Origin of the sequence: Dyadobacter sp. 32, assembly GCF_902506755.1 — a bacterium.
Taxonomy (GTDB): Bacteria; Bacteroidota; Bacteroidia; order Cytophagales; family Spirosomataceae; genus Dyadobacter.
In genome coordinates, this window is record NZ_LR735258.1 from 6101987 (window position 1) to 6127064 (window position 25078).

Here is a 25078-nt window from a genome sequence, read left to right on the forward strand (position 1 = left end):
GTTAGGCCTCTACGGACCATGATGCTTGTAGCTTCTTAGAAGCATTCATCTCCATTTTGTTGGCGGGTGATAGTGAGCAGGAATGGAGGCGCCAGAGGATGGTTGTTGTCAGGGTGGAAGGTGCGCAACCCCATCCACCCTGAAGTTTTTTTATGGGTTATAAATGCTCCAAACTATTTTTTTCTCGGGTTTTAACCGTATGTTGACCCACGCGGCAGCAAGAAGGTGCGGCTTTCTCTCGGAGCTGTTTGCCAAACTTTGATCTCAGACAAAAAGCTCGTCCTGCGTTTAGCGTACAACAATAATCCGCCTGTACTCCGTTTTGTTATTTTTTCTATTAATCTCCATCAGATACGTTGCAGGATGTAGTTTAGATAAGTCCATTTTAGACAAAACATGACTTTCTTTAAAAAGCAAAACAGGATTCCCCTGCATGTCAAGAATTTTCACACTTTGTACATGTTGCCAGTTGTATGTCCTGATATTGATGAAATCGCTGGTGGGATTCGGATAAATTTCCGTTAATTGAGCGAGGTTAGATTTTATACTCTGGATTTTACTGTAAGCAAAAGTTTCATCCCGATCCACCATTTTCAAACGATAATAGATGGTTTCTGCAGGGGGAATGTTACCGTCCAGAAAATGATAATCTGCACCTGATTCAGCGTCAGCTGACGATACGGTCGCAATGCGAGTAAAACCATTCTTCGGATCTTCGCTTCGCTCAATTTCGAAACGATCAGAGTTGGTTTCACTGGTTGTTTTCCAGGATAGCAGTATGGATTGTTCTTGCTTCTGAGCCCTAAATTCCGAAAGTGTCACCGGCATTGGGGGGCAGTCATCTTTCACGATTACTTCAATTTCAGTCCGCTCGCTCTCACACCCGTCAATCGTTTGGGTTACATAAAAGGTTGTCGATCCTGCCGTTGCCGTTTGCGGAACAATGGCTGTACTGTTCCCGGTGCCGCCCATTGCATTCTCATACCAGAGTAAACTGGTTCCGGTGGCCGTTAAAGCCGGGGCAATTTCATCTTTACAATATTCTCTTGGAGAAGTCGCAGTCGGGGGTGCCGGTGCGGTTTTGGGCGCTGCTGTAACATTTGCCTGTGGACTCACACAATCGTCAATCGTTTGTGTAACGGAATAACTTCCTGCTGCGGAAACGGTGATTCCCGGCGTTGTTTCCGTGGTTGACCACATTAATGTGCCAGTGTAATCCGAGGCGGTCAACGTGGAAGTTCCGTTGCAGTTATCTACGACTGAAATGGTCGGCGGTGCCGGTGCGGTTTTGGGCGCTGCTGTAACATTTGCCTGCGGACTCACACAATCGTCAATCGTTTGTGTAACGGAATAACTTCCTGCTGCGGAAACGGTGATTCCCGGCGTTGTTTCCGTGGTTGACCACATTAATGTGCCAGTGTAATCCGAGGCGGTCAACGTGGAAGTGCCGTCGCAGTTGTTGACGACGGTAACCGATGGCGCTCCTGGAACGGGTTTGACATTGACTTCGGTTGATCCTGTCAAGTCAGCGGTCACAGCATCACAAACGGCATCGCTGAGAGCAACCAGCGAGTATATCGTATTTGATACCGGTGTTACAGGGATCGTAAAGGAGGCGTTGCCTGTCCCGGTAGCTGTCGCGCCGTTGCTAAGCGTTAGCGTCCAGGCTCCGGATGCAGTAACTGTTCCAATTATATCGGTAGATGCACCAGCACAAACTGATGTATTGGCTGAGCTAATGCTCGCAGCGGGCTTAGCTGAAACGGCGACTGATGGCGTGGTTTGGGAGCAGCCCGGCGCTGCACTGTTTGTAAATGTAAATGTAGCCGATCCCTGTGCAATGCCGGTCACCAGGCCTGTAGCAGTTACGCTCGCAATGGCAGGATTGTTACTGACCCAAGTGCCTCCTGTATTGGGAGTTAAATTGAATGTGTTGCCAACGCAAACAGAAGTAGCAGAGGTGATTGCGGGAAGGGCGATTACATTAACCGCTCGGTTTACAGTTCTTACGCATCCATTGATACTGGTAACAGTGTAACTAATGTTAGGTGAGATTGCTGGTGGAGGTGTTGGAGTTGGAGAAATACCAGTAACCAATCCTGTGGAATTAACCGATACATTTGAACTGTTGTTAACGCTCCAAACACCACCGCTTGTTGCATTTGCAAGTTGAATTGTGGAGCCTTCACACACGTTGAGTGTGCCGCTGGGTGTGATCGAAGGAACCACAGGAAGGGGATAGACTACATATTCCAGTTCATTGGAATAGGCGATACATTCCACACCGCTTAACGTAGAAGTAGCCCTTCTACGCAGGCGCGTCGTAACGCTCATGGGCCCCGGATTGAAATTTGAATTGGTATTCGAAACTTCCGGGCTGGTAACGGGTGCGGTGTTCCAGGTGACTCCGTTGTCTGTACTTTCCTGCCACAAATAGGCGATGGTACCGCTTCCAGTTGCTAGTGTACCTGAAGATAGGTTTGTTGCGTCCGGATTCAACGGGGCGCAGGCAGGTCCCGGGTTCACAGCATTTTTAGCAATGGTTCCTGGGGTGATGCCATTTAATGTCAGCACAACTGCAGGGCTTGTACTTGCACTAAATAAGCCCGCTCCGTTAAACTCTGCAGTAACGTTGTGATTACCGGCGGTGTATGCAGACGGATTGAAAGTCAATGAGGCGCCACCACCGGATACCGCCACAGGCGAACCCACATTGGTTCCGTCAATTTTAAACTGCACCGATCCTCCTCCTGGATCCGGCGAAACCGTAGCTGTTAAGGTTCCGGATGTGGCATTCGCACAAATGGTTGTCAGAGGGCTGACGGTAGTAGTGGTCGAGGTCGTAATTTCTGATAGAGCAAATTCACCCATGGATGTCAGTCCGTTTGATGAATATTCGGGAGATGTAAATGATGTTGTAAGTGTGGTGGTTGTGCTGGGACTGTATCGGAGTATCTGATTGGTGGACTGCAGGGAAGTTCCTGTACCATTGAGTGTGACCTTGGCGGAATAGCTGCTGCCTCCTGAAAGTGAGATTTGCCAATAGCGGCTGGGAGTTGAAAATCCGGTTGGTGCAGTTCCATGAAATCCGCTCTCGAACTGTTCCACAGAAACGATACTGGAACTGTTGAGTGAGGCAAAGTTGAGATATACGGGTAAGTAATTTCCTCCCTTTCCCACCGGAAAAAACAGCTCACTATTGGTTCCATGGGCATTGTTATAGTTTACAACTCCGCGTTCGATCCGCCCGTTGATGTAACTGGATGGACTGCCGCCGGTAATTGTGCCAAGATCATTGCTGTTGCCCACCAGAATCCTGTTTGATCCAGTTGTAAGGATACCGCCAAGCAAGTTTAATTTGTCATCAACATTTGTATTCGTAGCCAGTGTAATACCTCCCGACGGTTTATCGAATGTCAGATGCCGAAAAGTGGTTGTTGAGGCTCCACCTATAGTTTGTTCCGATGTGCCATTCAACACAACGGTACCTCCATTCGGAGTAAGTATTCCATTATTGATCCAGTCTCCTTTCAGGTAAATGGTTTTCCCCTGTAGGTCAAAGGTTTTCCCGGAATTTATTGTGAAATGATTTTGAACAAGAATATTCGCACTCGAGCCATCTGGCTGCGTGGATGTATTCACAATAAGATTCCCGTAACCAGGAGAGGGGACGCTCTGAACCTGGCCGTTGTCGTATTGTACCGTACTGGTAGCAGCCAAGGAATAGGTGCCGTAATTTTTCGGAAAATTGCTGCTCCCCATTCCTCCATAGCCACCGCCCAGCTTTAAGGTAGTTCCCTCATTGAGTATGAAACTAGAAGACGCATTTTTGCTGTTCCAGAATTTATCTTTAAAATCCACCACAGATGAGCCATTAACGGTGAAATTCCCAGAAATGTCATTGATTGTACCATATACATTCCCGGCCAGGTTAACCGTTGGGTTATTGGTGTTACCAATCGTTACATTTCTGAAGCCAATATTCTGATTAGCGTTCCATGTAATGGTTTGCGTACCAGTGCCATCAAACTCTACATTGCTGTTTTGACCTGAAAACACACTGTTGGCATTTATATTGATATTAACATTGGACTTGAAAATGGCCTTGGAGACGGTATTCCCAATGAGGGCAGCGTTGCCATTGTTGCTACTGCTGATTGTAAAGTCGCCAGCAAAAGTCATCATGCCAGCCGCCGCCCCATTGTCGCCGATTTTGACAATACCCTGGTTGCCTTCAACCAGCGTGGACGTGCTCACCGACAAAGCATGGCCATTTACATCCAAAATGCCTGTACCGGATGTGGATTTAAACTGCAAACTATTTATGGCTACTGTGCCCGATAGCTGAATGGTAGCGCCTGAGCCTAATTCCATCATTACATCGTCGGCAGGGCCTGGCACACCGGCAGGGGACCATACAGCGGGGTCGTTGAAATTTGTTCCGGAGCCACCGCCGGTTCCCGCCCCAATCCAGGTTTTGGTAACGGAATAAGCGGGTAGGAGGGAGCTTAGAACAAATAAGGAAAAAGAAAATGCAAGGATTCGATAAACTGCCAGCGGTGAGCAATTTCGATTTTTTAACGATTTGCTATCGTCAAAAACGGTTTGTAAGAAATTCATATAGGTTTGTTGATCGTTATGATTCGTGATTTTCGCCTTCCAGATGGCTTGGCAGAAAAACGATCACAATTCAGAACACCAGAGAAATCTGGTCCTGAATCAATCAACCATTTTAAATAACACACAAGCCTTCGCAGGGAAGAAGTAAAGGCTCATAACGTTGGAGAGAAGTGAGGTTCTTTTATCAATGAACTTCAAAACGCTTCGAATATACGGAGAAGAAATTTACCTTAAAAAAACTGCAAAGGTATTTTTTATAAATCCGGGCACTGAGGAAAAGCAAAGGAGATTTCAGATTGCTCCGAAATCTCCTTTGCTAAAATATATCATTGATTTCAGATCAGATAAATCTGTTGATCAGATTTTCAAGATATTCCTGTTTTCCGGAAATCGTTGCCGGCTCGCCGTTTGTAGCCGCCAGGTTGAACAGGTCTTCAAGTTTCAAGGCGCCGTTTTCAAAATCTGCACCTTTTCCTCCATCGAAGCTTGAGTAACGATCCGTACGTATTTTGTCATACTCACCGTTCTGGATGATTTTATCCGCTACTACAAGGGCACGGGCTACCACATCCATTCCACCAATGTGTGCGTGGAAAACGTCAGCAGCGTCCGTTGAGTTACGACGACGTTTTGCGTCAAAGTTAATTCCACCACCTTTCAGGCCATCGGCTTTCAGAATAACCAACAGGGCTTTTGTCCATTCGGCAATGTCGTTCGGGAACTGATCGGTATCCCATCCGTTTTGATAATCCCCCCGGTTGGCATCAATAGAGCCTAGTATACCAGCATCTGCTGCAACCTGCAATTCGTGCTCAAAAGTGTGACCAGCCAGCGTAGCGTGGTTCACTTCCAGGTTCAAGGCAAAGTCTCCAAGTAAGTCGTGCTGACGAAGGAAGCCAATTACAGTAGCAGCATCATAGTCGTACTGATGTTTGGTTGGTTCACAAGGTTTTGGCTCGATAAAGAATTTACCTTTGAAACCATTGGCACGTGCATAAGCAACGGACATTTTCAGCATCTGAGCAAAATGTTCCTGCTCGCGTTTCATGTCTGTATTGAGCAAAGTCATGTAACCTTCACGGCCACCCCAGAATACATAGTTTTCCCCGCCCAATGCGATGGTAGCATCCAGAGCCATTTTGATCTGGGCACCAGCATGAGACACCACGTCGAAATCCGGGTTGGTGGCAGCGCCATTCATGTACCGGTGATGACTAAACAAATTCGCAGTTCCCCAAAGCAATTTAATACCTGAATCTTTTTGCTTTTGTGCAAGGTATTCAGTCATTGTTACCAAGCGCTTTTCGTTGGTACGAACATCATCGGCGTAATCCACAACATCTACATCATGGAAGCAGTAGTAAGGTACCCCCAGTTTGGTAATCAATTCGAAAGCAGCATCCGCTTTATCTTTTGCCCTGTCTACCGCGTCCGCTTTTTTGTCCCAAGGATAAAATAAGGTCTGTCCACCGAATGGATCCCCTCCGTTTCCACAGAAAGTGTGCCAGTAAGCAATCGCAAAACGAAGATGTTCTTTCATGGTTTTACCGCCAACCACACGGTTTTCATCATACCAGCGGTATGCTAGCGGGTTGTCCGAATCCGGACCTTCATATGCGATTTTTCCAATTCCTTTAAAATATTCCTGATCTCCTAGTACTATGCTCATGGTTGTTATTAATTGTTTATCGTTCCGAAAATGCAACTCCTTTAATTTTCCTTGGCAACAGAGGTGTACCCCTCTTACAACTTAACTCGTCTAACTACTTAACTCCTCTAACTACTTTCATTAATAAGTGTAACATTGACATTTCATACTGCAATACTATTACTTTTTTTTGAAAACTTTGCAGTTTAAAACAAAAGAGGAGCAGAAATGAATTCTGCTCCCCTTTTGTTGCGTATTTTTTTGATTCTATCAGAAAAACTTAGCGCGTCGGTCTTCTATTTTCGCGTTCTCTCTGATGGCTTCATTGACCAGATAAGATGTACGCCCTTCAAGCGACTGGGTCAGCTGCGTTTTGTACTGAGTATAGTCGGCAATTTTCGGCGCTTCGGTTTTGTTGATCATTTCCATGATGAACACACCGTTTTCTCCTGTAAATACACCTGATTTCTGACCGTTTTTCAACCCAAATGCTTTTCCCAATGCAATAGGGTCAAAACCGGCACTGGTAAGAAATCCGGTAGCGAGTGAAATGTCTGAGGCACTTTCAACGAGGGCGCCAGCACCGTATTTTTTTGCAATGGTTTCAAGATCACCCGTAGCACCTTTTAGCTTGGCTGTAATCTGCTCGGATTTCATTTGATTCCGCACCTTTGTTGTGAGTTCATCGCGGAAATCGTCAACCTTTACATCATTTTTATCCGATTTGCCGGTTAGTACAGCAACGATGTATTGTTCGTCTGTTTCAAACACCTGCGACACATCATTCAGTTTTGAATCGTCTTTGAATGCCCAGCGAACAATCTCCCGGCCATTCTGAATGGCATTGACATTGGTTGCTGTTTCTGGCAGGCGGTTTGCAGTGGCTACGACCAATGCCTTATTTTTCTTCACAGCTTCGTCAAACTGCTCTTTCGTTTTTACCGAATTTGCAAATTCGTCAGCTTTACGGTAAGCCTCATCACGCGTGGATTGGCTTGGAGCAATCGTTTTTCCGATGGCGGCAATCCTGTACAGCAAGTTGGATTTTGGAGCCGTTACTTTAATGATGTGAAATCCAAACTGGCTTTCGACCAGGTTGTTGATTAAACCGGGAGCCGATACAGAAAAAACAGCTTCCTCGAATGGTTTCACCATAGCGCCGTTATTTTGGAAATAACCTAAATCACCACCACGTTGAGCCGATCCCGGGTCTGCACTTGATTGTGATGCCAGCGCTTCGAAATTGGCCCCGGCCTTAATCTGTGCCAGAATGCCCTCGGCTTTCAGACGTGCAGCTGCTTTTGCAGAATCTGACTGATTTTCGGCTCTTACCAAAATGTGGCTTGCGCGGGCGGATGAAACGGTATCAGATCTGGTGCCGCCATATTTGTAAATGTAATAGGTGTTGCCTTCACGATAAGGACCATATACGCCACCGGGAACAAACGTTTTCACCGCTTCTTTCAACTGATCCGACATATTGGCCAGCGACATGTTGATTGGAAGTGGAGTATCCGAATTCATACTTGCAAAAGCCGAGTCATTTTGCGCTGTCGCAAGTCCGCGGGCCAGTTCCTTAATTTCGGTATAAAGTGCCGAGCTATCATCTTTTGCAGGCTGAACCGGAAAGGTAACATATTGAATCGAACGGGTGTCTGTTCCTTTGTATTCCAGACGGTGTGCACTCAGATAAGTTTCCAGCTGTGTGTCGGTAACTTTTAGCGTGGTATCCACTATCGAGAAATAAGGGACATAAAGATATTTCAAAGTTGCCTTCGTACTTTGTGCCATGTACTCCCTTTCGGCTTGCGCTTTGGGTGTGTACGTGGAGAACTTCAACAGATTTTCATATTTGGTTCTTACGCGTTCTTCGCGAAGGCTATTTTCAAAGTTGGTCCATGATTTTTGTTGCTCCGCAGGTAATGTGGTGAGGTTTTTAAGATAATTCACCACTGCGTTTTTGTCAAACTGACCGGTGGTAGGATCTGAGAAAGCCTGACGAACCGAGGGACTAATGTGATTTCCCTGAACCATATCCAGCAATTCGTCATCAGTTACGGTAAGGCCCAGTTTATCAAATTGCTTTTTGTAAGCGATATCGACAATGAATTGATTCCATGCCTGGTCGCGTAGTGAGCCAAGTTCATTTTCGCTTAAACTGCGGCCTGACTGCGCTTCGTAATTCTGGCGGAAACCATCCACCCTGCTCTGGAAATCTTTAATATTTATTTCTTTACCAGCAATTTCTCCAACTACCTGATTGCTGTTTCCGCCGAGCATGGAGTTGGGGCCCATAAGGTCACCTCCCACCATGAAAAGTATTAAACTGATAGCAATTACAGTAACCGCAACTCCTGATTTCTCTCTGATCTTGTTAATTAAAGCCATTTCTCATTTTCAAATTAGACCCGCAAAATAAAATCTTTTCTTTGTGGAATGCAAGGGTTCAGATTAGATAATAGCTAATTAGATAGGCCTTATTTTGAATTCGATAGGCAATTGTTACACGATTTCCGAATTTATTGCGGGAATGGTTAATGTTGGTATGAGTTATCAACCCCGGGAAGGTGAGCGGTGCGACTTCGATAAGGTAAGCTACCTTCTGATTTATCGCCCACCCTGCATAGACAGATTTAAAGGCATTTTGTGGATCGGAAGTGGACAATAAATGGTCATTTTAGGTGTCTTCATCGCTTCGGCAAAGTGGTATTTTGAGACTTCAACAGGTTCAAACTGGAATCGTTCCTGAAAATAAATTACTAAACGGGACACTAGGAGCCTGTCGGAATTAGATTTTTAAATCAAAATCTATGCCAATTTTACAATTGCATGACCACTTCCTGACAATTCGTGATATGATCACCCATCATATTAATAATGTCTAAATTAAACCCTTAACAACCACGCCTAGTACATATGTTTTACATGAATACCGTATAAAATGCACATCACCACACTAAGAAAACCGCTGGCCATAGCCATGCCAATACCCAGCATGCCGCCAATTATGATGATAGGAGCAATTACCGCGAATGCAACCGCACCAAGATACAGGTAAAAGCCTTTTTTTTCGAGGTTCCACATCAGGTATGCGGCAAATAAGGTGAGTGAATCAAAGATGATCATGATTAAAGACATCTTTCTGACAGTATCGGGATTGGTGCTTGAAATGACCGATTGAAACATGTCATCCACCATTTTAGCCTCCTCTTTCGAGGGACGTTGTTCAATCTGGTCGTAAACGGTTTCAAATTTTTCCTTCATCTGGTCGGCAACTACACCTGGGCTCCACAGGCCTTCCGACTGAGACCACAACCCTGAAATTGAGCTCATGAAGGTTAGAAAGCAAAGAATTGTTAAAAATTTGGGGCGAACAACGGGTGAATCCATGAAGCAAATTGGTAAATGGAAGTTTCGAACTTCCAAAAGAGTTAGCAAAATTTGTGGTTTTAGGTGAGAACACCAAGGGCATTTGAATTTTCTTGAATGGGGATATACATTTGTCGGCATAGTCCAAATCACTTTAGGTCGGCATTAACCCCCAATCTCCCTGGGAAACTTCTGACTCAACAGACCGTATCCGGATTTAACTCACAGCGACAGGCGGCTGGGGATCAAGGATCTCAGAGTGGCGGGAGGCGTAAAATTCCGATGAGATGTGTTTAGAAGTTTTGCTCTTTTTTGTAAAAAATTGGTAGTTTATTGCCTTTTTTCGATAATTGTATAAAATACGGATCCTTTAATTCGCTGCAAAACATGGAAAGTCAGGAGATTAAATCAGTAAATGAAATGAGAAGGCGAGGTTTTATCAAAGCGGGAGCAATCCTTGCTGGTGGTGTCATGATCGTTCCACGGCATGTTTTGGGTAAAGGATACATAGCCCCTAGTGATAAGCTTAACATTGCGGCGGTGGGCTGTGGAGGTAAGGCGGATTACAACATCCAGCAGGCTTATAATGGAGGTACTGACAATTTTGTAGCACTCTGTGATGTGGATGACCGCCAATCTGCTAAATACAGGAAGCAATTTCCTAAAGCTCCATACTACAATGATTATCGAAAAATGCTGGAAAACGAGGCCAGAAACATCGATGCGGTCATTGTCACAACGCCTGATCACATGCATTATCCGATTGCTATGGCGTGCATGGAGTTGGGAAAGCATGTCTATGTCGAAAAACCTTTGACCAAGGATATCTGGGAAGCGCGCAAGCTGACCGAGGCGGCAAAAAAATACAAGCTTGTAACCCAAATGGGAAACCAGGGCAGCAGTACCGACGGTACGAGACAAACAGAGGCTATCGTGCAGTCAGGGATATTGGGCGAGGTACATACAATAGAAGTTTGGACCAACCGTCCGGTGTGGCCCCAGGGAGTGAAATCACCCAAGGATAGAGGAGAGTCTCAGCCTGTTCCACCGGGAGTAAACTGGGATTTGTGGCTTGGTAATGCGCCCAAAAGGGATTATCACGAGGCGTACATGCCCTTCCGTTGGAGAGGCTACTGGGACTTTGGTACCGGAGCATTGGGAGATATGGGTTGTCATTTTATGGACGTGCCGTTCAGGGCCATGAAATTGGGATATCCTACCTCCGTTGAATGCAGTGTCGGCTCGGTTTACGCCGATTTTTTTCAGGAAGCTTTTTTTGATGATGTTTGTCCCCCTTCCTCCTCCATTCATCTTAAATTCCCCGCCCAAAAGCCCGGTGGTAAAGAAATAAGCCTTTCGTGGTACGATGGTGGTATTCGTCCCCAGCTACCCGAAGGTTGTGATTACCAGACGGTATTCGGAGATACGGACGGAGGCTTGCTTTTTATCGGAACCAAAGGAATTCTGAGTGCGGAGATGTTTGGTAACAATCCAAGGCTCTGGCCTGAGAAGAAGTTTGAAACGGTCAAACTGGCATCACCGACCAGACCGTTGGTACAGGGGAGCAACGAAGGCCATCAGCAGCAATTTGTTCAGGCCTGTAAAAAGGGATACGGGGCATATACCAGTTCCGCATTCAATGAGTCGGGGCCGCTGACGGAAATTGTTTTGATGGGTAATCTTGCCGTTCGTTCATTTCTTTACAGAGAGGAAAAGGCCAATGGCAAAGGATTCAACTTTCCGGGAAGACAAAAGCTATTATGGGACGGCGCCAATATGAAAATTACGAATTTCGAGGCAGCCAACCAATTTGTGAAAAGAGACTATCGGACGGGATGGTAGATGAAGTAGTTAAATGGAGTTAAGGAGTTAGAGAAACGGTCAGAGGATTAGAGAAGTCAACTTTGAAAAAGTTGATTTCTCTCTCTCCACAAGCCCTTAAAGTTCCAGCTCTCTTAAATACATCTGGATTGTATTTTCCAGTCCCAGATAGAGCGCATCCGAAATGAGCGCGTGCCCAATAGAAACTTCATCAAGCCAGGGAATGCTTTGTTTGAAAAAATGAAGATTATCCAGGCTCAGGTCATGTCCTGCGTTTAATCCGATCCCCATTTCACGTGCTTTTTCAGCGGCTTTAATGAAAGGTAAAACGGCCTTTTGGCGATTTTTGAAATATTGCGCAGCATAAGGTTCTGTGTAAAGTTCCACCCGATCCGTCCCGCATATTACAGCACCTTCTACCATCGCTTCATCCGCATCCACAAAAACAGAAACTCTGATACCGGCTTTCTTAAACGCCTGAATCAACTCCGTCAGTTCGGCTCTGTGCCTCACGGTATCCCAGCCCGCATTGGAAGTTATTGCGTTCAATGTATCGGGAACGAGGGTAACCTGTTCGGGCTTATTGGCCAGTACCAGATCTATAAATTTCCTTTCAGATGGATTGCCCTCAATATTAAATTCGGTGGTGACCACTTGTTTCAAATCAAAAACATCCTGGTAACGGATATGTCTCTCATCCGGGCGGGGGTGAACAGTAATTCCCTGCGCCCCAAAACGTTCGCAGTCCAGGGCAACCTTAAGCACATTCGGGTTGTCTCCACCGCGGGAGTTACGAAGCGTTGCAATTTTGTTGATGTTGACGCTGAGACGGGTCATGAAGGTAATGGTGAATGATTGAATGAGAGAATGACAATTACTATGATTCCTGTAACTTTGCGGTCTAATTAGGCAAATTTAACATTCGCTTGTTCAAAATTCACTCATTGTATCATTTAATTGTAAAAAATATGTCACTCAAAAGTCAGGTTGAATCAGGTATCAAAGATGCGATGCGTGCGAAAGAAACGGATAAATTACGTGCTTTAAGAGCTATCAAATCCCTGATTTTGCTGGAAGAAACCAAAGCAGGTGGTACAGGGGGCGAGCTGTCTGCTGACGAAGAGCTGAAACTGCTCACCAAGGCAGCCAAACAGCGTAGGGAATCAGCGGATATCTATCGCGCTCAGGGCCGGGAAGATCTTTTGGCAGTGGAAGTGGCGGAACTGGCTATTATTGAAGCGTTTTTGCCCAAGCAATTAACCGAGGAGGAGGTCAAAGCGAAATTGCAGGAAATTATTCAGCGCGTGGGTGCGAGTGCGCCATCGGATATGGGAAAGGTGATGGGCGTTGCTACCAAAGAACTTGCGGGGCAGGCAGACGGTCGCGTTGTTTCCACTCTGGTTAAGAGCTTGCTGGCATGAAGTTAGTGGATGTTTTCATCCTTTTACCGCTTCTCTGGGGAGCACTGCACGGGTACAGAAAGGGCCTGCTGATAGAAATTATCGGTATCGTGGGCCTCGTGGTGGCGATGGTTCTGGGGTTTAAGTTCCTGGGACTTGGCATGGAAATCCTGACACCCTATTTCAGCCATGATATGGCTCGGAAAATCCTGCCCTATGTCGGGTTTTCAGCCATTTTCTTTCCTACGATTTTTCTTTTAAATCAATTTGGATACGCCATTCGCAAGTCATTGAGATATTCCATCCTGGGCACGTTTGACAGTTTGGTTGGGGCGATGGTGGGGGTACTCACCTGGGTATTTGGTATAAGTGTATTCTTTTGGCTGGTCAATGCTATTGGGGTGAAGATCCCTGAGCAAAGTACCAATAATACGGTGCTGTATCCCTACATCGTGCCGGTGGCACCTATGCTCATTACAAAAGCACTCAAGCTGATGCCAAAGGGTACGGAATTGATTAATGAGTGGAAGAGCGATTATCTGGATGAGAAAAAGTCGGATTCATGATTCCGGAGAACTTCGGGTGACTTTATCCGTTGAACTTTGAACCTAGAGTTCCGGTTAACTAATTGTAGTTGATTTTCAGTACTTTTGCCAAAAATATAGCCCGATCTGATAATGATTTAGGGCTTGCACAAGAAAAAATGACAGTTAAACAGGATAAGCAGGACATTCGAAAGCTGAGTGTGGACCAACTCAAAAGCTGGATGACTGAACACGGAGAAAAAGGATTTCGCGGGAAGCAGATTTACGAATGGATCTGGAAGAAATCGGTTAGTTCGTTTGCGGAAATGACCAATCTTTCGCTGGCTACCCGTGAGCTAATCGACCAGCATTTTGTGATTAATTCGCTGGATGTTTCCAAACAACAGCAAAGTAATGACGGAACAATTAAGTCTGCATTCCGCCTTTATGATGGGAACATTGTGGAGGGTGTACTCATCCCGGCTACCGACCGTATGACAGCCTGTGTGAGCAGCCAGGTGGGCTGTTCGCTGACCTGCAAATTTTGTGCTACCGGATACATGGACCGCAAAAGAAACCTGGATGCTGCCGAGATGTACGACCAGGTGGTAGCCATTGCGCGTCAGGCAGAAGGGAGTTTCAAAAGTCCCCTGACCAACATCGTGTACATGGGTATGGGTGAACCGTTGCTCAACTATGTGAATGTGTTAAAATCCATTGAGCATATTACCTCTCCGGAAGGATTAAATATGTCTCCCAAGCGCATCACGGTTTCTACCGCAGGGATCGCTAAAATGATCAAAAAGCTGGGTGACGATGAAGTTCGTTTCAGACTGGCGCTTTCATTGCATGCCGCTAATGATGAGAAAAGGAACCAGATCATGCCGATCAATGAATCCAACTCTCTGGACAACCTCGCTGACGCACTAAACTATTTTTACAAAAAAACGGGTAATCGGATCACCTTTGAATATATCGTTTTTAACAATTTTAACGACACTCTGGAAGATGCTCGTGAACTTTGGGAGTTTACAAAAAGAGTTCCTGCCAGGGTCAATATCATTGAGTACAATCCGATTGCCGAGGCAGATTTTAAGAATGCCGATGCCGACCGGCTGGATAAGTTTGCTGCATTCCTGGAAGACAGGGGTGTTTCGGTACACATACGGCGCAGCCGGGGAAAGGATATTGATGCTGCCTGTGGGCAATTGGCAAACAAACAGACAGTGGCCTGAATCCTCCCGTTATTTGCTCAGTATTTGATTTTTTTTGACTAATCAGCTGTCAAAATTTAACGCTTGAAAAGCCTTTCATTGGTGTTTATGTCTTTTTTGAATTAACAATTTGGTAACATTGCATCCATAAAGAATAAGTAGTTTTGGCCAAAATTTGGTTCTGAATCTTTACAAGGGCTCGAAGTTACCCGATCCCATAGCCCACAAACCAGATAAAATTATAAAGTAAACTTATACACTTCCTATGTTTGGTCTCGAAACCGACATTTTTCTCCTGCTCGCCTTCAGTCTTTTTGCGGCTTGCGCCTTCGAGTTTGTCAACGGATTTCACGATACGGCCAATGCAGTGGCGACGGTTATCTATACCAATTCCCTCAAGCCCAACATCGCAGTGATCTGGTCGGGATTTTGTAATTTTTTGGGTGTTTTTTTTGGAGGTATAGCGGTGGCGATGGGTATTGTAAACCTGCTGCCGGTGGAGTTGCTTATTGATCAGAATGTTTACCATAGTGTTGCGATGGTATTTGCGTTACTTTTCAGCGCAATTATCTGGAATCTGGGTACCTGGTATTTTGGGCTTCCCAGTTCCAGTTCACATACGTTGATTGGCTCCATTTTGGGTGTGGGACTCGCATTTACATTCATGCCCGAAAATACCCACGGTGCCGGTGTCAACTGGTCCAAGGCCCAAGAGCTTTTCACCTCACTGCTTACTTCTCCCATTTTTGGTTTTGCACTGGCCATCATCATTATGTTTGTGTTGCGGAGGCTTTTATCAAAACCGCTTAGAGAAATTGTTTTTAGCGAGCCCAAGAAAAACCAGCCCCCGCCGATCTGGATCCGGGCGATCCTGATCACGACCTGTACGTTGGTGAGTTTTTTCCATGGCTCCAACGACGGGCAGAAGGGTGTAGGGCTTGTGATGCTGATACTCATAGGAATAGTGCCAGCGCATTTTGCCATAGACAACAGTGTGGATCCTGTGGGTTTGAAAAAAGACCTGGTTCAAATAGAACAGATTGTCAATCGCATTGATACCATAAATTTATCAGCATCTGACAGGTTTAATCTGAGTACTGTGAAATCAGAAATTACCCATCTGAATGCTCAGATCAGTACTACACTTGTTGATAACAAAATCCCTCTCGAACAAAGGATGGATGCCCGCCGCTCACTTTTGCTGATCAGCAGGAATACAAAAACGATTCTGGATAATGGAGATGCCAATCTGAGCAGCGCTGATAAGGCTTATCTTAAAATGCAGTCCAGCAGCGAAATCGGTATCAGGAGATTTACGGATTATGCTCCGGACTGGGTTATATTGATGATCTCGCTCTCGTTGGGCCTGGGCACCATGGTCGGCTGGAAACGGATCGTAATTACCATTGGTGAGAAAATTGGTAAGCAGCATTTAACCTATGCACAGGGAGCTTCGGCGGAGTTGGTAGCTGCAAGTACTATTGGCGTGTCTTCCTATCTGGGACTACCGGTGAGCACCACACACGTATTATCTTCCGGTATTGCGGGTTCCATGGTCGCAAGCAAGGGCGTCAAAAACTTACAAGCAGGAACGATCCGTAACATTGTGATTGCCTGGGTGCTTACACTCCCGGTGACCATGGCGTTGTCGGGTTCGCTCTATGCGCTGCTCCGGTGGATTCTTTGATTTAAATGTCAGATATTAAGCATGGGCCGTAGCGTGATTCACGTTACGGCTTTTTATTTCCGGTTTGCTTTTTACTCGTATTTGGGCTAGAGGTGAAGTGGAGATTTCATCAAATACTGCAGGCCTGAACGTTGACTGTTTATTCATGGTTTTCCATTTCTTTGTTTTTCAAAACTATAATATCGTAATTAGGCATGGATTTTTGAGATTCATCATCATGCCCATAATTCACCATAATGACTCGTATTGAAGAACAAGTTGGCCGCTATGGCTATGTTACCGAAGCAATTGCCGACGATATTGATCTGGTAGCAGAGATCAGCCGCCTGAAAAAAGAGAAAAACGCCGTAATCCTAGCGCACTATTATGTTGATTCTGCCATTCAGGATATTGCTGATTACATTGGAGATAGCCTGGGATTATCGCAACAGGCAGCCGCTACGGAGGCGGAGATGATTGTTTTTTGTGGCGTTCATTTCATGGGCGAAACAGCCAAAATATTGAGTCCGCATAAAAAAGTAGTGATTCCGGATCTGAATGCCGGATGTTCCCTCGCCGATTCGGCACCGGCAGACAAATTTGCGGCGTTTAAAGCGCTGCACCCGGATCATATCGTCATCAGTTACATCAACTGTTCGGCAGAAATAAAGGCACTTACGGATATTGTCTGCACCTCGTCCAACGCCCTTCAGATCGTAAACAGTTTACCTAAAGAACAGAAGATTATCTTCGCACCGGATGCCAATCTGGGAAGATATGTGGCGCACAAAACTGGTCGGGAGATGGTGCTCTGGGATGGGGCTTGTATTGTGCACATCGATATTTCGAGAGAGAAACTAAAGCAGCTGCGCGAGGAAAACCCGGACGCCTTGTTGATCGCCCATCCTGAGTGTAAAGAAGACATATTGTTGCAGTCCGACTTTGTGAGTTCAACAACCGGTCTTTTGAAGTTTGTGCAGGACTCACCGCACGATAAGTTTATTGTTGCCACGGAGGCAGGTATTCTTCATAAAATGAAGCAGTCTGTCCCCCATAAGAAGTTGATTCCCGCTCCCGGTTCCGACAACAACACCTGCGCCTGTTCCGAATGCCCTTACATGAAAATGAACACCATGGAAAAGGTATACAACGCCTTGTATTATGAACAACCTGAAATTTTTGTTCCGGAAGACATCCGTGTAAAAGCTTATGACTCCGTGGCCAGAATGCTTGAAATGAGTAAAGGAATCTGAGTCACTACTTTTTCGTAGCCGGGGGCGCCCAGCCAACAGCCGCCACATCACCTACAACCCTATTAAATAATGCCGCAGTTCGATTTTTTGATTATTGGTTCCGGGATTGCCGGTTTGAGCTATGCCGCCAAGCTGGCCAGGCACTTTGAATCCCGTACCGAAGATATCAGCATAGCACTGATCACCAAGGTTCAGGCAGATGAGACCAATACCAAATATGCGCAAGGCGGAATTGCCGTTGTATGGGCAGAATCGGATTCCTTCGAAAAACACATTCAGGATACAATGGATGCGGGTGACGAGGTCAATAAAAAAAACATCGTAGAAATAGTGGTAAGAGAGGCTCCTGAAAGGATTCGGGAGCTGATTGACTACGGTACCCGGTTTGATAAGGAATCAGGCGGAGAATATGATCTGGCAAAGGAAGGAGGGCATTCGGATCACAGGATTCTCCATTTTAAGGACATTACCGGTGCTGAAATCGAACGGGCGCTATTGGAGGAGGTGAACCGGCATAAGAGCATACAGGTATTTACGCATTATTATGCGGTGGAGCTCATCACACAGCATCATTTGGGTGAAACAGTGTATCGGTATCAGGAGGATATCAGGTGCTTCGGCGCCTATGTCCTCAACAGGCGTACCGGCAAGGTCGAAAAATTCCTGGCCCGAACCACCATGCTGGCAACTGGGGGAATAGGGAATATTTATCAGAGCACCACCAATCCGACGATCGCAACCGGTGATGGCATTGCCATGGCCTACCGTGCAAAAGGAATATGCGACAACATGGAGTTTATCCAGTTTCATCCCACCAGCTTTTACCAGCCAGGTAAAAAACCTTCATTTTTGATCTCAGAAGCCGTACGAGGCTTTGGCGGAATTCTGAAGCGGGGCGATGGTTCTACTTTTATGGAGCAATATGACAGTCGACTTTCCCTTGCCCCACGCGACATCGTGGCGCGGGCCATCGACAGTGAGATGAAGAAGAATGGCGTTGATCATGTATATCTGGATGTTCGCCATTGCGATTATGAGAAATTTCTGGAACATTTTCCAAATATAACGCAGTACTGTCTGGATGCGGGGATCGATGTACGTAAAGATATGATTCCGGTGGTTCCTGCCCAGCACTACATGTGTGGCGGAATCCGGGTGAATGAATGGGGTAGGACCAATATTAATTTTCTCTATGCCGTAGGGGAGTGCGCTTGTACCGGACTTCACGGATCTAACAGGCTTGCATCCAATTCATTACTGGAAGCCGTTGTGTTCGGTCACCGCGCTTATGAAAGCACGGTAGAGCGTTTTAATCTGGCTGAAATCCCTGCAAATATTCCAGAATGGGATGATTCCGGGACAACACACCCTGAAGAAAATGTCCTTGTTACCGAAATGACCCGAGAGTTGAACAGTATTATGTCCAATTATGTGGGCATTGTGAGGACGAACCGACGCATGAAGCGTGCCTATGATCGTCTGGAATTATTACACCAGGAGCACGAAGAATTATACCGGGAATCGAAGGTGTCTGTGGCTATCTGTGAATTAAGAAACATGATTTCCGTATCCTATCTGATCATTAAAATGGCCATGGCCAGGCGGGAGAATATCGGCTTACACTACAATGCAGACCATGTGAAAAGTTAAATATATTTCTTGGAATAAGTATAGTCATCTCTCCATTTTCTCCTTAGCCGGAAGATTTCTCACCGCTCTGCGGGTACGCACATCAATCCGCAGATAAAGCTATTATTTTTCTAATTCTTCTTCTCTCGGTCCGGGTTTTCTTACATGATTTACCACCGGTTATCCAACTTGGTGCTGCTCCCTTTTATTTGCAATAAACCACTAATTAGTATAACTTTTTACTGGGTCTGCGTTTTCGTGTTTCAGGGAAACCAAGGAATTTCGTTCAAAAGCGCGATCGTGGAAGCCTGAAATGTAACCGATCGGATAGCATAAAATTTGCCTTAATTATACCGATTTTGCTACGAAAAAAACTCAAAATTGTTATTTTCTCATATTAGATATGGCTATATCGAGAATGCTTTTTTTTGTTAAAAATTTGATATCATTTTGTACTATCAGATGAGGATTTAGAATTATCAAAAATTTTTTCTGCTGGAAAAATCGAATATTCTTGTTGCTGATGTAGTAATTGTGATTGAATTCTGATTTGAGAGTGTCCTTCCCTTCCTTTTGACAAGTAAAATTTAGTCATCATTTAAACAATAACGTATGGAGGAATTTTCCGTAAGCTGAAATCCCAACACCTTGCTTTTTTGATATCCCCGATCATTTTCCATCGGGGTGCTTTTAACGGTCCGTAACACTACGGTTAGCATTTAGACATTTGCAATTCTTTTATTAACCTAAATTTAATTTATGAACTTATCTACCCGATCGACATATCGGAACTGGTTTCGATGTGTTTTTTCACTTTTGCTAAGCTTATCTGCGGCGACTGGAGCCTTTGCTCAGGTAGCATTGAAAGGAGCAGTAAGAGATGAACAAGGACAAGGCCTGCCTGGTGTAAGTGTCGTTGTCAAAGGTACTACCGCAGGAACTGTCACCGACAATGAAGGAAAGTATTCAGTTAATGCCCAGAGTAGCAACACGCTGGTATTTTCGTACATCGGTTATTTAACACAAGAGTTGCCGGTTGGCAACAAAACCTCCATGGATGTTACTTTAATATCCGACACAAAAGCACTTACAGAGGTCATTGTGGTAGGATATGGTACGGCAAAAAAGGCGACATTAACAGGTTCTGTAACTGCGGTAAAGGGATCTGAGCTTCAAAAAGCTCCAGCTGCTAACCTTTCAAATACACTTGGCGGACGACTGCCGGGCGTATCGGCCGTTCAGTCGAGTGGTGAGCCAGGATATGATGGATCTGCCATACGTATACGGGGAACGAACTCACTTGGAAACAGCAGTGCACTTATTGTAGTGGACGGTGTTCCCAACCGGAGCGGAGGTTTGGATCGGATCAATCCGGCAGACATCGAGAGTATTTCGGTTCTTAAGGATGCAGCTGCCGCGATTTATGGGTCGCGGGCTGGTAATGGTGTAATACTGATCACCACCAAGAGAGGCAAGACGGGAAAACCACAATTGTCGTATGACATGAACTTCGGGGTTTCCCAGCCAACCCGTACACCAAAAATGTCCAACGCCACAGAATATGCTACCATCCGGAACGAGTTGCAGATCTATGATAACCTGCCCGTGGGCGAATGGGGCGGTGCACTTCAGGGCTTCAATTCTACCGGATCATACAAGAGGGTCGACAACGGGAATGTGATCAATGCGGTGTTCAGCCCTGATGATATGAAAAAGTTTGGGGACGGTTCAGATCCTTTACTTCACCCTGATACAGACTGGTATGGATCGGTGATCCGGAAATGGGCTCCACAACAGCGTCACAACGTTCAATTGACGGGAGGCAGTGACAATATCAAATATCTGGCATCCTTGGGATATATCAATCAGGATGGATATTATGTCAATTCGGCCACGGGTTACAAGCAATATGATATGCGGGTAAACCTGGACACCAAGATAAACAAGTATGTTACCGCCAATCTTGGAATTACTTTACGGGAAGAGTTCAGGCATTTTCCAAGTGGCGGAAACGGAGCAGGAGCGATCTTCCGTATGCTGATGCGTGGAAAACCCACCGAAATTGCGATCTGGCCTAACGGAAAACCAGGTCCGGATATTGAAAATGGCCAGAATCCGGCTACCATTACAACCAATTCAACGGGTTACAACAATGACAAAAGAGATTACATTCAAACCAATGGAGGTCTGGAAATACTGATACCGGGCGTAACAGGCTTGAAAGTAAACGTGATGGCCGCACTGGATAAGCAATTGCGCAGGCAAAAAAACTGGGAGACCCCATGGACGCTATATTTCTGGGATAAAAAAACATTTGAACCAGACGGTACAAGCCCATTGCTTACAGGTACAGTTCGTTCGACATTCAAAGATCCTCGCCTTACCGAAACCTCATCTCAGGAGCTTTCGGTACAGCTGACAGGACAAGTATCTTACGACAAATCGTTCGGCTCGCACAACTTCAATGTAATGGGTGGTATACAGCGGGAAAACGTAAATGCTGATGGATTCTTTGCCTTTCGTAGATATTATATCTCTTCGGTTGTGGATCAGGTGTTTGCGGGGGGTAACCTTGAACAGAATATGGGAAACGTGGATCTTTTCAAAAGGGCCAGGCTCAGCTACTTTGGTCGGGCAGGATACAACTTTAAGGAAAAGTATCTAGCAGAATTTCTGTGGCGTGTGGATGGGTCTTACATCTTTCCAAAACAAGGACGCTTTGGATTTTTCCCGGGAGTATCAGCAGGATGGCGTATTTCGGAAGAGGGATTCTGGAAAAACAATATCAGCAATTATGTGAACAACGTAAAAATCAGGGGCTCGTGGGGGCAAATGGGTGCGGAACCCTACAACCTGGGCTCCGACGTTTTGGCTGAATATCAATACCTTTCTACCATGGGCTTTGGAAGTTACGTGATCAACGATCAGGTGGCAAAAACACTGCTTGAAACACGTATTGCGAATACAAACTTTACCTGGGAGGTGGCCAACAACACCAATTTTGGGATTGAGGGAACTTTGTTTAAAGAAAAGGTGGCGTTTGAGTTTGATTACTTTGTCAACAATCGTTCGCGCACGCTTATACCAAAGGCCGGATCGACACCTTCTTCTGTCGGTATCGATGGAAGGCTTCCACCCCAAAACCTGGGCAAACTTCGTAACAAGGGTTGGGAATTTAAGGTTAGTTACGATGGAATCGCCGGTGATTTTAATTACTCATTCAGCGTGAATGGAGGATATGCCAAGAACGAGATTAAGTACTGGGACGAAACGCCTGGTGCTCCAAGCTATCAACAGTCCACAGGTAAGCCTTATCAGTCGTTTCTTGTGTATCAATTCGACGGAGCGTTCAAGGATCAGGCAGAGATCGATAGAAACACATTGGACTACAGCCCGATTACCGGGAATCTGCGTCCGGGTGATATGAAATTTAAGGATGTAAATGGTGATGGTAAAATCAATGGAGATGATCGTTTGCGGTCGGATAAAGTACAACGGCCCTGGTTTACGGGCGGAGCATCCGCCAATCTCGGCTACAAAGCTTTTGATCTTTCCGTATTGTTTCAAGGTACTTTGGGGGGACTTCAGATCATCGGGCTGACGGAGTCGGGCGATATTGGTAATTATCTGAAATATGATTTTGACCACCGCTGGACTATTGACAATCCAACCAGCGAATATCCAAGGCTAACCAACCGTAATAACAGATACTATACCAATACCGGGCAGGCTGGTATCAATAACTACTTTCTAAAGAGCAACAACTATTTGCGTATTAAGAATATAGAGCTTGGTTATAATCTGCCATCTGAAATAGGTTCGAAGCTGGGTCTAAGCAAATTCAGAGTGTACGTAAATGGCCTGAACCTGGTGACCTTTGACAAAATTAAGGTTTGGGATCCGGAAGCGACAACAAACAGCGGGCAGTATTATCCGCAGTCTCGCGTGGTTAACGCAGGTGTACGTGTATCATTTTAACTCCTGAGATTTATGAAATTTAAATATAAAAAAATTGCTCTTACCGCTGTGCTTGGGACCATTGGACTGGTATCATGTAACACCGATTTCCTGGATGTAACACCCCCGACAGAGATTCCGTCGACAGAAGTATGGAAGGATGGTGCATTGGCGGAAGGTTTCGTTACGGGGATTTATGCAGGCCTGCAACAAGGCGGATTTAGCGAACAAATGCTGGCATCACTCACAGATGAAGCCGTATTTACCCATACCGGCCGTAACATCAATACCGTGAATGAGGGGAGTTTAAGTCCTTCCAACCTTGGATGGGTGGACGCTACCTACGGATGGGGTAACATGTATACCTGGATCCGTGCATCCAACATGGCTATTCAAAACCTGGGTGTTGCTACCTTTACGAATGATGTACTAAAAGCACGCCTTAAAGGAGAAGCCTACTTTTTGAGAGCCTACTACTACCAGCAACTTTTGAGGTATTATGGTTCCGTTCCGCTGATTAAAAAGGTGTATGTGTTGAACGAGGATTATTCTGTGGCGCGCAATACCTATGACGAATGTGTGAAGTCTATTGTGAGCGATCTGGATAGTGCTGCTTTGCTGTTGGACGGAAAATCGATGGAGAAAGGTCGTGCATCCAAAATTGCAGCCTTGTCGCTGAAATCAAGGGTGCTGCTGTATGCGGCAAGTGACTTGCATGATATGCCCACAGCCAAGGCCAAATCAACGGTGCTTAGCGCGTTCCCAAAACCGGAATTCTTAGGATATGTATCCGGTGACAGGGTTGCCAGATGGACTGCGGCACAGAATGCAGCAAAAGCTGCGATGGACGCTGGCAATGGGGGGTATAAACTAAATCTGACAGCGCCGGTGACGCCAGCAGAGGGTACGATAAATCACGTCTCTGTGGCCATGTCGGGGGCCAGTGCGGATAAAACACTGGATGCAGCTGCCGCCAGTGAGATGATCTTTGGGAAATTTTTTATACCCAGTTTGGGTGAAGGAGCTCGGCAGACAGGCCTTAACAATGGACCGAACGGTTACCACAACTGGGCAGGTAACACGCCCATAGGCTTGCTTGTGGACGATTATGAAATGATGGATGGTACTCCGTTTAAATGGACGAATCCGGTTCATAAAGCAGCTCCTTACGTAGCCCGGGATCCTCGTTTGTATGCGACGGTGATGTATGATGGTGCCCCGTGGAAGCCTCGTCCATCAGATGCCAAAGACCCGGCTAATCAGATACAAACCGGCGCCTATGATCTTTTGGATGATAAAGGCGCATTGATTAATCGTAAGGGATTGGACACCCGTAGCAGCAGTATTGAAGACTGGAACGGTAGTCGTACAGGGTATTACATGCGAAAGTTTATAGACCCCAATCCAGTATTGTACGACAACACAGATCGCCAGAACATCCCATGGCCTTTTCTTCGGTATACAGAAATCGTTTTTAATTATATTGAAGCGAGTATCGAACTGGGTAAAGAAGCAGAGGCACTTGCCTGGCTGAACAAGATACGCTTCCGGGCCGGGATGCCAGCTGTAAAAGCTACCGGCGCCGAACTGAAAGAGGCATATCGTCGTGAACGGCGAATTGAAATGGCTTACGAAGAGCAACGTTATCATGACGCCCGTCGCTGGATGATTGCTCCGGCAACGCTGGGGAGACCACTTACTTATATCAATGTTCTTGCCAAGTTCAAACCCGGAAAGAGTATGAAGGAGCCGTATCATTATGATACCACGGTATATGACTACACCTATACGTCTGTAGAGGAAAAGTCACATGAGAACCGTACCTGGGTAGACAAAATGTACTACCGCCCCTTTAGCCGCGACGAAATCAACAGGAACTCATTACTTGTTCAGAATCCCGGTTACGATAAGTAGTTGGTGCGTTTATTTAATTACAGTTATAAGAAACTATGCCTGCATTTTCAGGCATAGTTTCTT

The 25078-nt window shown here is 45.7% G+C and carries 14 protein-coding genes; 9 read left to right on the top strand and 5 right to left on the bottom strand.

The window, feature by feature from the left end:
• Positions 1-288: 288 nt before the first annotated feature.
• The 4 genes from DYADSP32_RS25015 to DYADSP32_RS25030 form a co-directional block, all read right to left on the bottom strand.
• Positions 289-4620, bottom strand: a complete 4332-nt coding sequence (locus DYADSP32_RS25015) for an Ig-like domain repeat protein (protein ID WP_149240207.1) — start codon at positions 4618-4620, stop codon at positions 289-291.
• A 340-nt stretch (positions 4621-4960) separates the two neighbouring features.
• Positions 4961-6289, bottom strand: a complete 1329-nt coding sequence (gene xylA / locus DYADSP32_RS25020; RefSeq protein ID WP_149240206.1) for a xylose isomerase — start codon at positions 6287-6289, stop codon at positions 4961-4963.
• Positions 6290-6538: 249 nt separating this feature from the next.
• Positions 6539-8656 (bottom strand): peptidylprolyl isomerase, encoded by a 2118-nt coding sequence (locus tag DYADSP32_RS25025; RefSeq protein WP_149240205.1) that lies wholly within the window; start codon positions 8654-8656, stop codon positions 6539-6541.
• 519 nt (positions 8657-9175) lie between these two features.
• Positions 9176-9601, bottom strand: coding sequence for a hypothetical protein (locus DYADSP32_RS25030; RefSeq protein WP_149240204.1), 426 nt, complete (start codon positions 9599-9601; stop codon positions 9176-9178).
• A 456-nt stretch (positions 9602-10057) separates the two neighbouring features.
• On the opposite strand from DYADSP32_RS25030, the gene DYADSP32_RS25035 reads away from it, so the two are divergent.
• On the top strand, positions 10058-11479 hold the full coding sequence (locus DYADSP32_RS25035; RefSeq protein WP_149240203.1) for a Gfo/Idh/MocA family protein: 1422 nt from the start codon (positions 10058-10060) through the stop codon (positions 11477-11479).
• A gap of 96 nt (positions 11480-11575) precedes the next feature.
• On the opposite strand, the gene DYADSP32_RS25040 is transcribed toward DYADSP32_RS25035, so the two are convergent.
• Positions 11576-12295, bottom strand: a complete 720-nt coding sequence (locus DYADSP32_RS25040) for a pyridoxine 5'-phosphate synthase (protein ID WP_149240202.1) — start codon at positions 12293-12295, stop codon at positions 11576-11578.
• 131 nt (positions 12296-12426) lie between these two features.
• On the opposite strand from DYADSP32_RS25040, the gene DYADSP32_RS25045 reads away from it, so the two are divergent.
• From DYADSP32_RS25045 to DYADSP32_RS25080, 8 genes are all read left to right on the top strand, one after another.
• Positions 12427-12879 carry a GatB/YqeY domain-containing protein gene (locus tag DYADSP32_RS25045; protein ID WP_149240201.1) on the top strand — a complete coding sequence of 151 codons (453 nt, stop codon included), beginning with the start codon at positions 12427-12429 and terminating at the stop codon, positions 12877-12879.
• On the top strand, positions 12876-13424 hold the full coding sequence (locus DYADSP32_RS25050; protein ID WP_149240200.1) for a CvpA family protein: 549 nt from the start codon (positions 12876-12878) through the stop codon (positions 13422-13424). Before DYADSP32_RS25045 ends, DYADSP32_RS25050 begins: the two co-directional genes overlap by 4 nt.
• A 137-nt stretch (positions 13425-13561) precedes the next feature.
• Positions 13562-14617, top strand: a complete 1056-nt coding sequence (gene rlmN, locus DYADSP32_RS25055; RefSeq protein ID WP_149240199.1) for a 23S rRNA (adenine(2503)-C(2))-methyltransferase RlmN — start codon at positions 13562-13564, stop codon at positions 14615-14617.
• 244 nt (positions 14618-14861) lie between these two features.
• Entirely contained in the window at positions 14862-16283 is a 1422-nt protein-coding gene (locus tag DYADSP32_RS25060) for an inorganic phosphate transporter (protein WP_149240198.1), read from the top strand.
• 236 nt (positions 16284-16519) lie between these two features.
• A complete protein-coding gene (gene nadA / locus DYADSP32_RS25065; RefSeq protein ID WP_149240197.1) occupies positions 16520-17515 on the top strand; it encodes a quinolinate synthase NadA in 996 nt (331 codons plus the stop codon).
• Positions 17516-17584: 69 nt separating this feature from the next.
• Positions 17585-19165: an L-aspartate oxidase gene (gene nadB, locus DYADSP32_RS25070; protein WP_149240196.1), complete on the top strand. Its 1581-nt coding sequence runs from the start codon at positions 17585-17587 to the stop codon at positions 19163-19165.
• A gap of 738 nt (positions 19166-19903) precedes the next feature.
• Positions 19904-23122 (top strand): SusC/RagA family TonB-linked outer membrane protein, encoded by a 3219-nt coding sequence (locus DYADSP32_RS25075; protein ID WP_149240195.1) that lies wholly within the window; start codon positions 19904-19906, stop codon positions 23120-23122.
• 12 nt (positions 23123-23134) lie between these two features.
• The gene (locus DYADSP32_RS25080; RefSeq protein ID WP_149240194.1) at positions 23135-25015 is read left to right on the top strand and encodes a RagB/SusD family nutrient uptake outer membrane protein; all 1881 of its coding nucleotides are present in this window, start codon (positions 23135-23137) and stop codon (positions 25013-25015) included.
• Positions 25016-25078 lie beyond the last annotated feature (63 nt).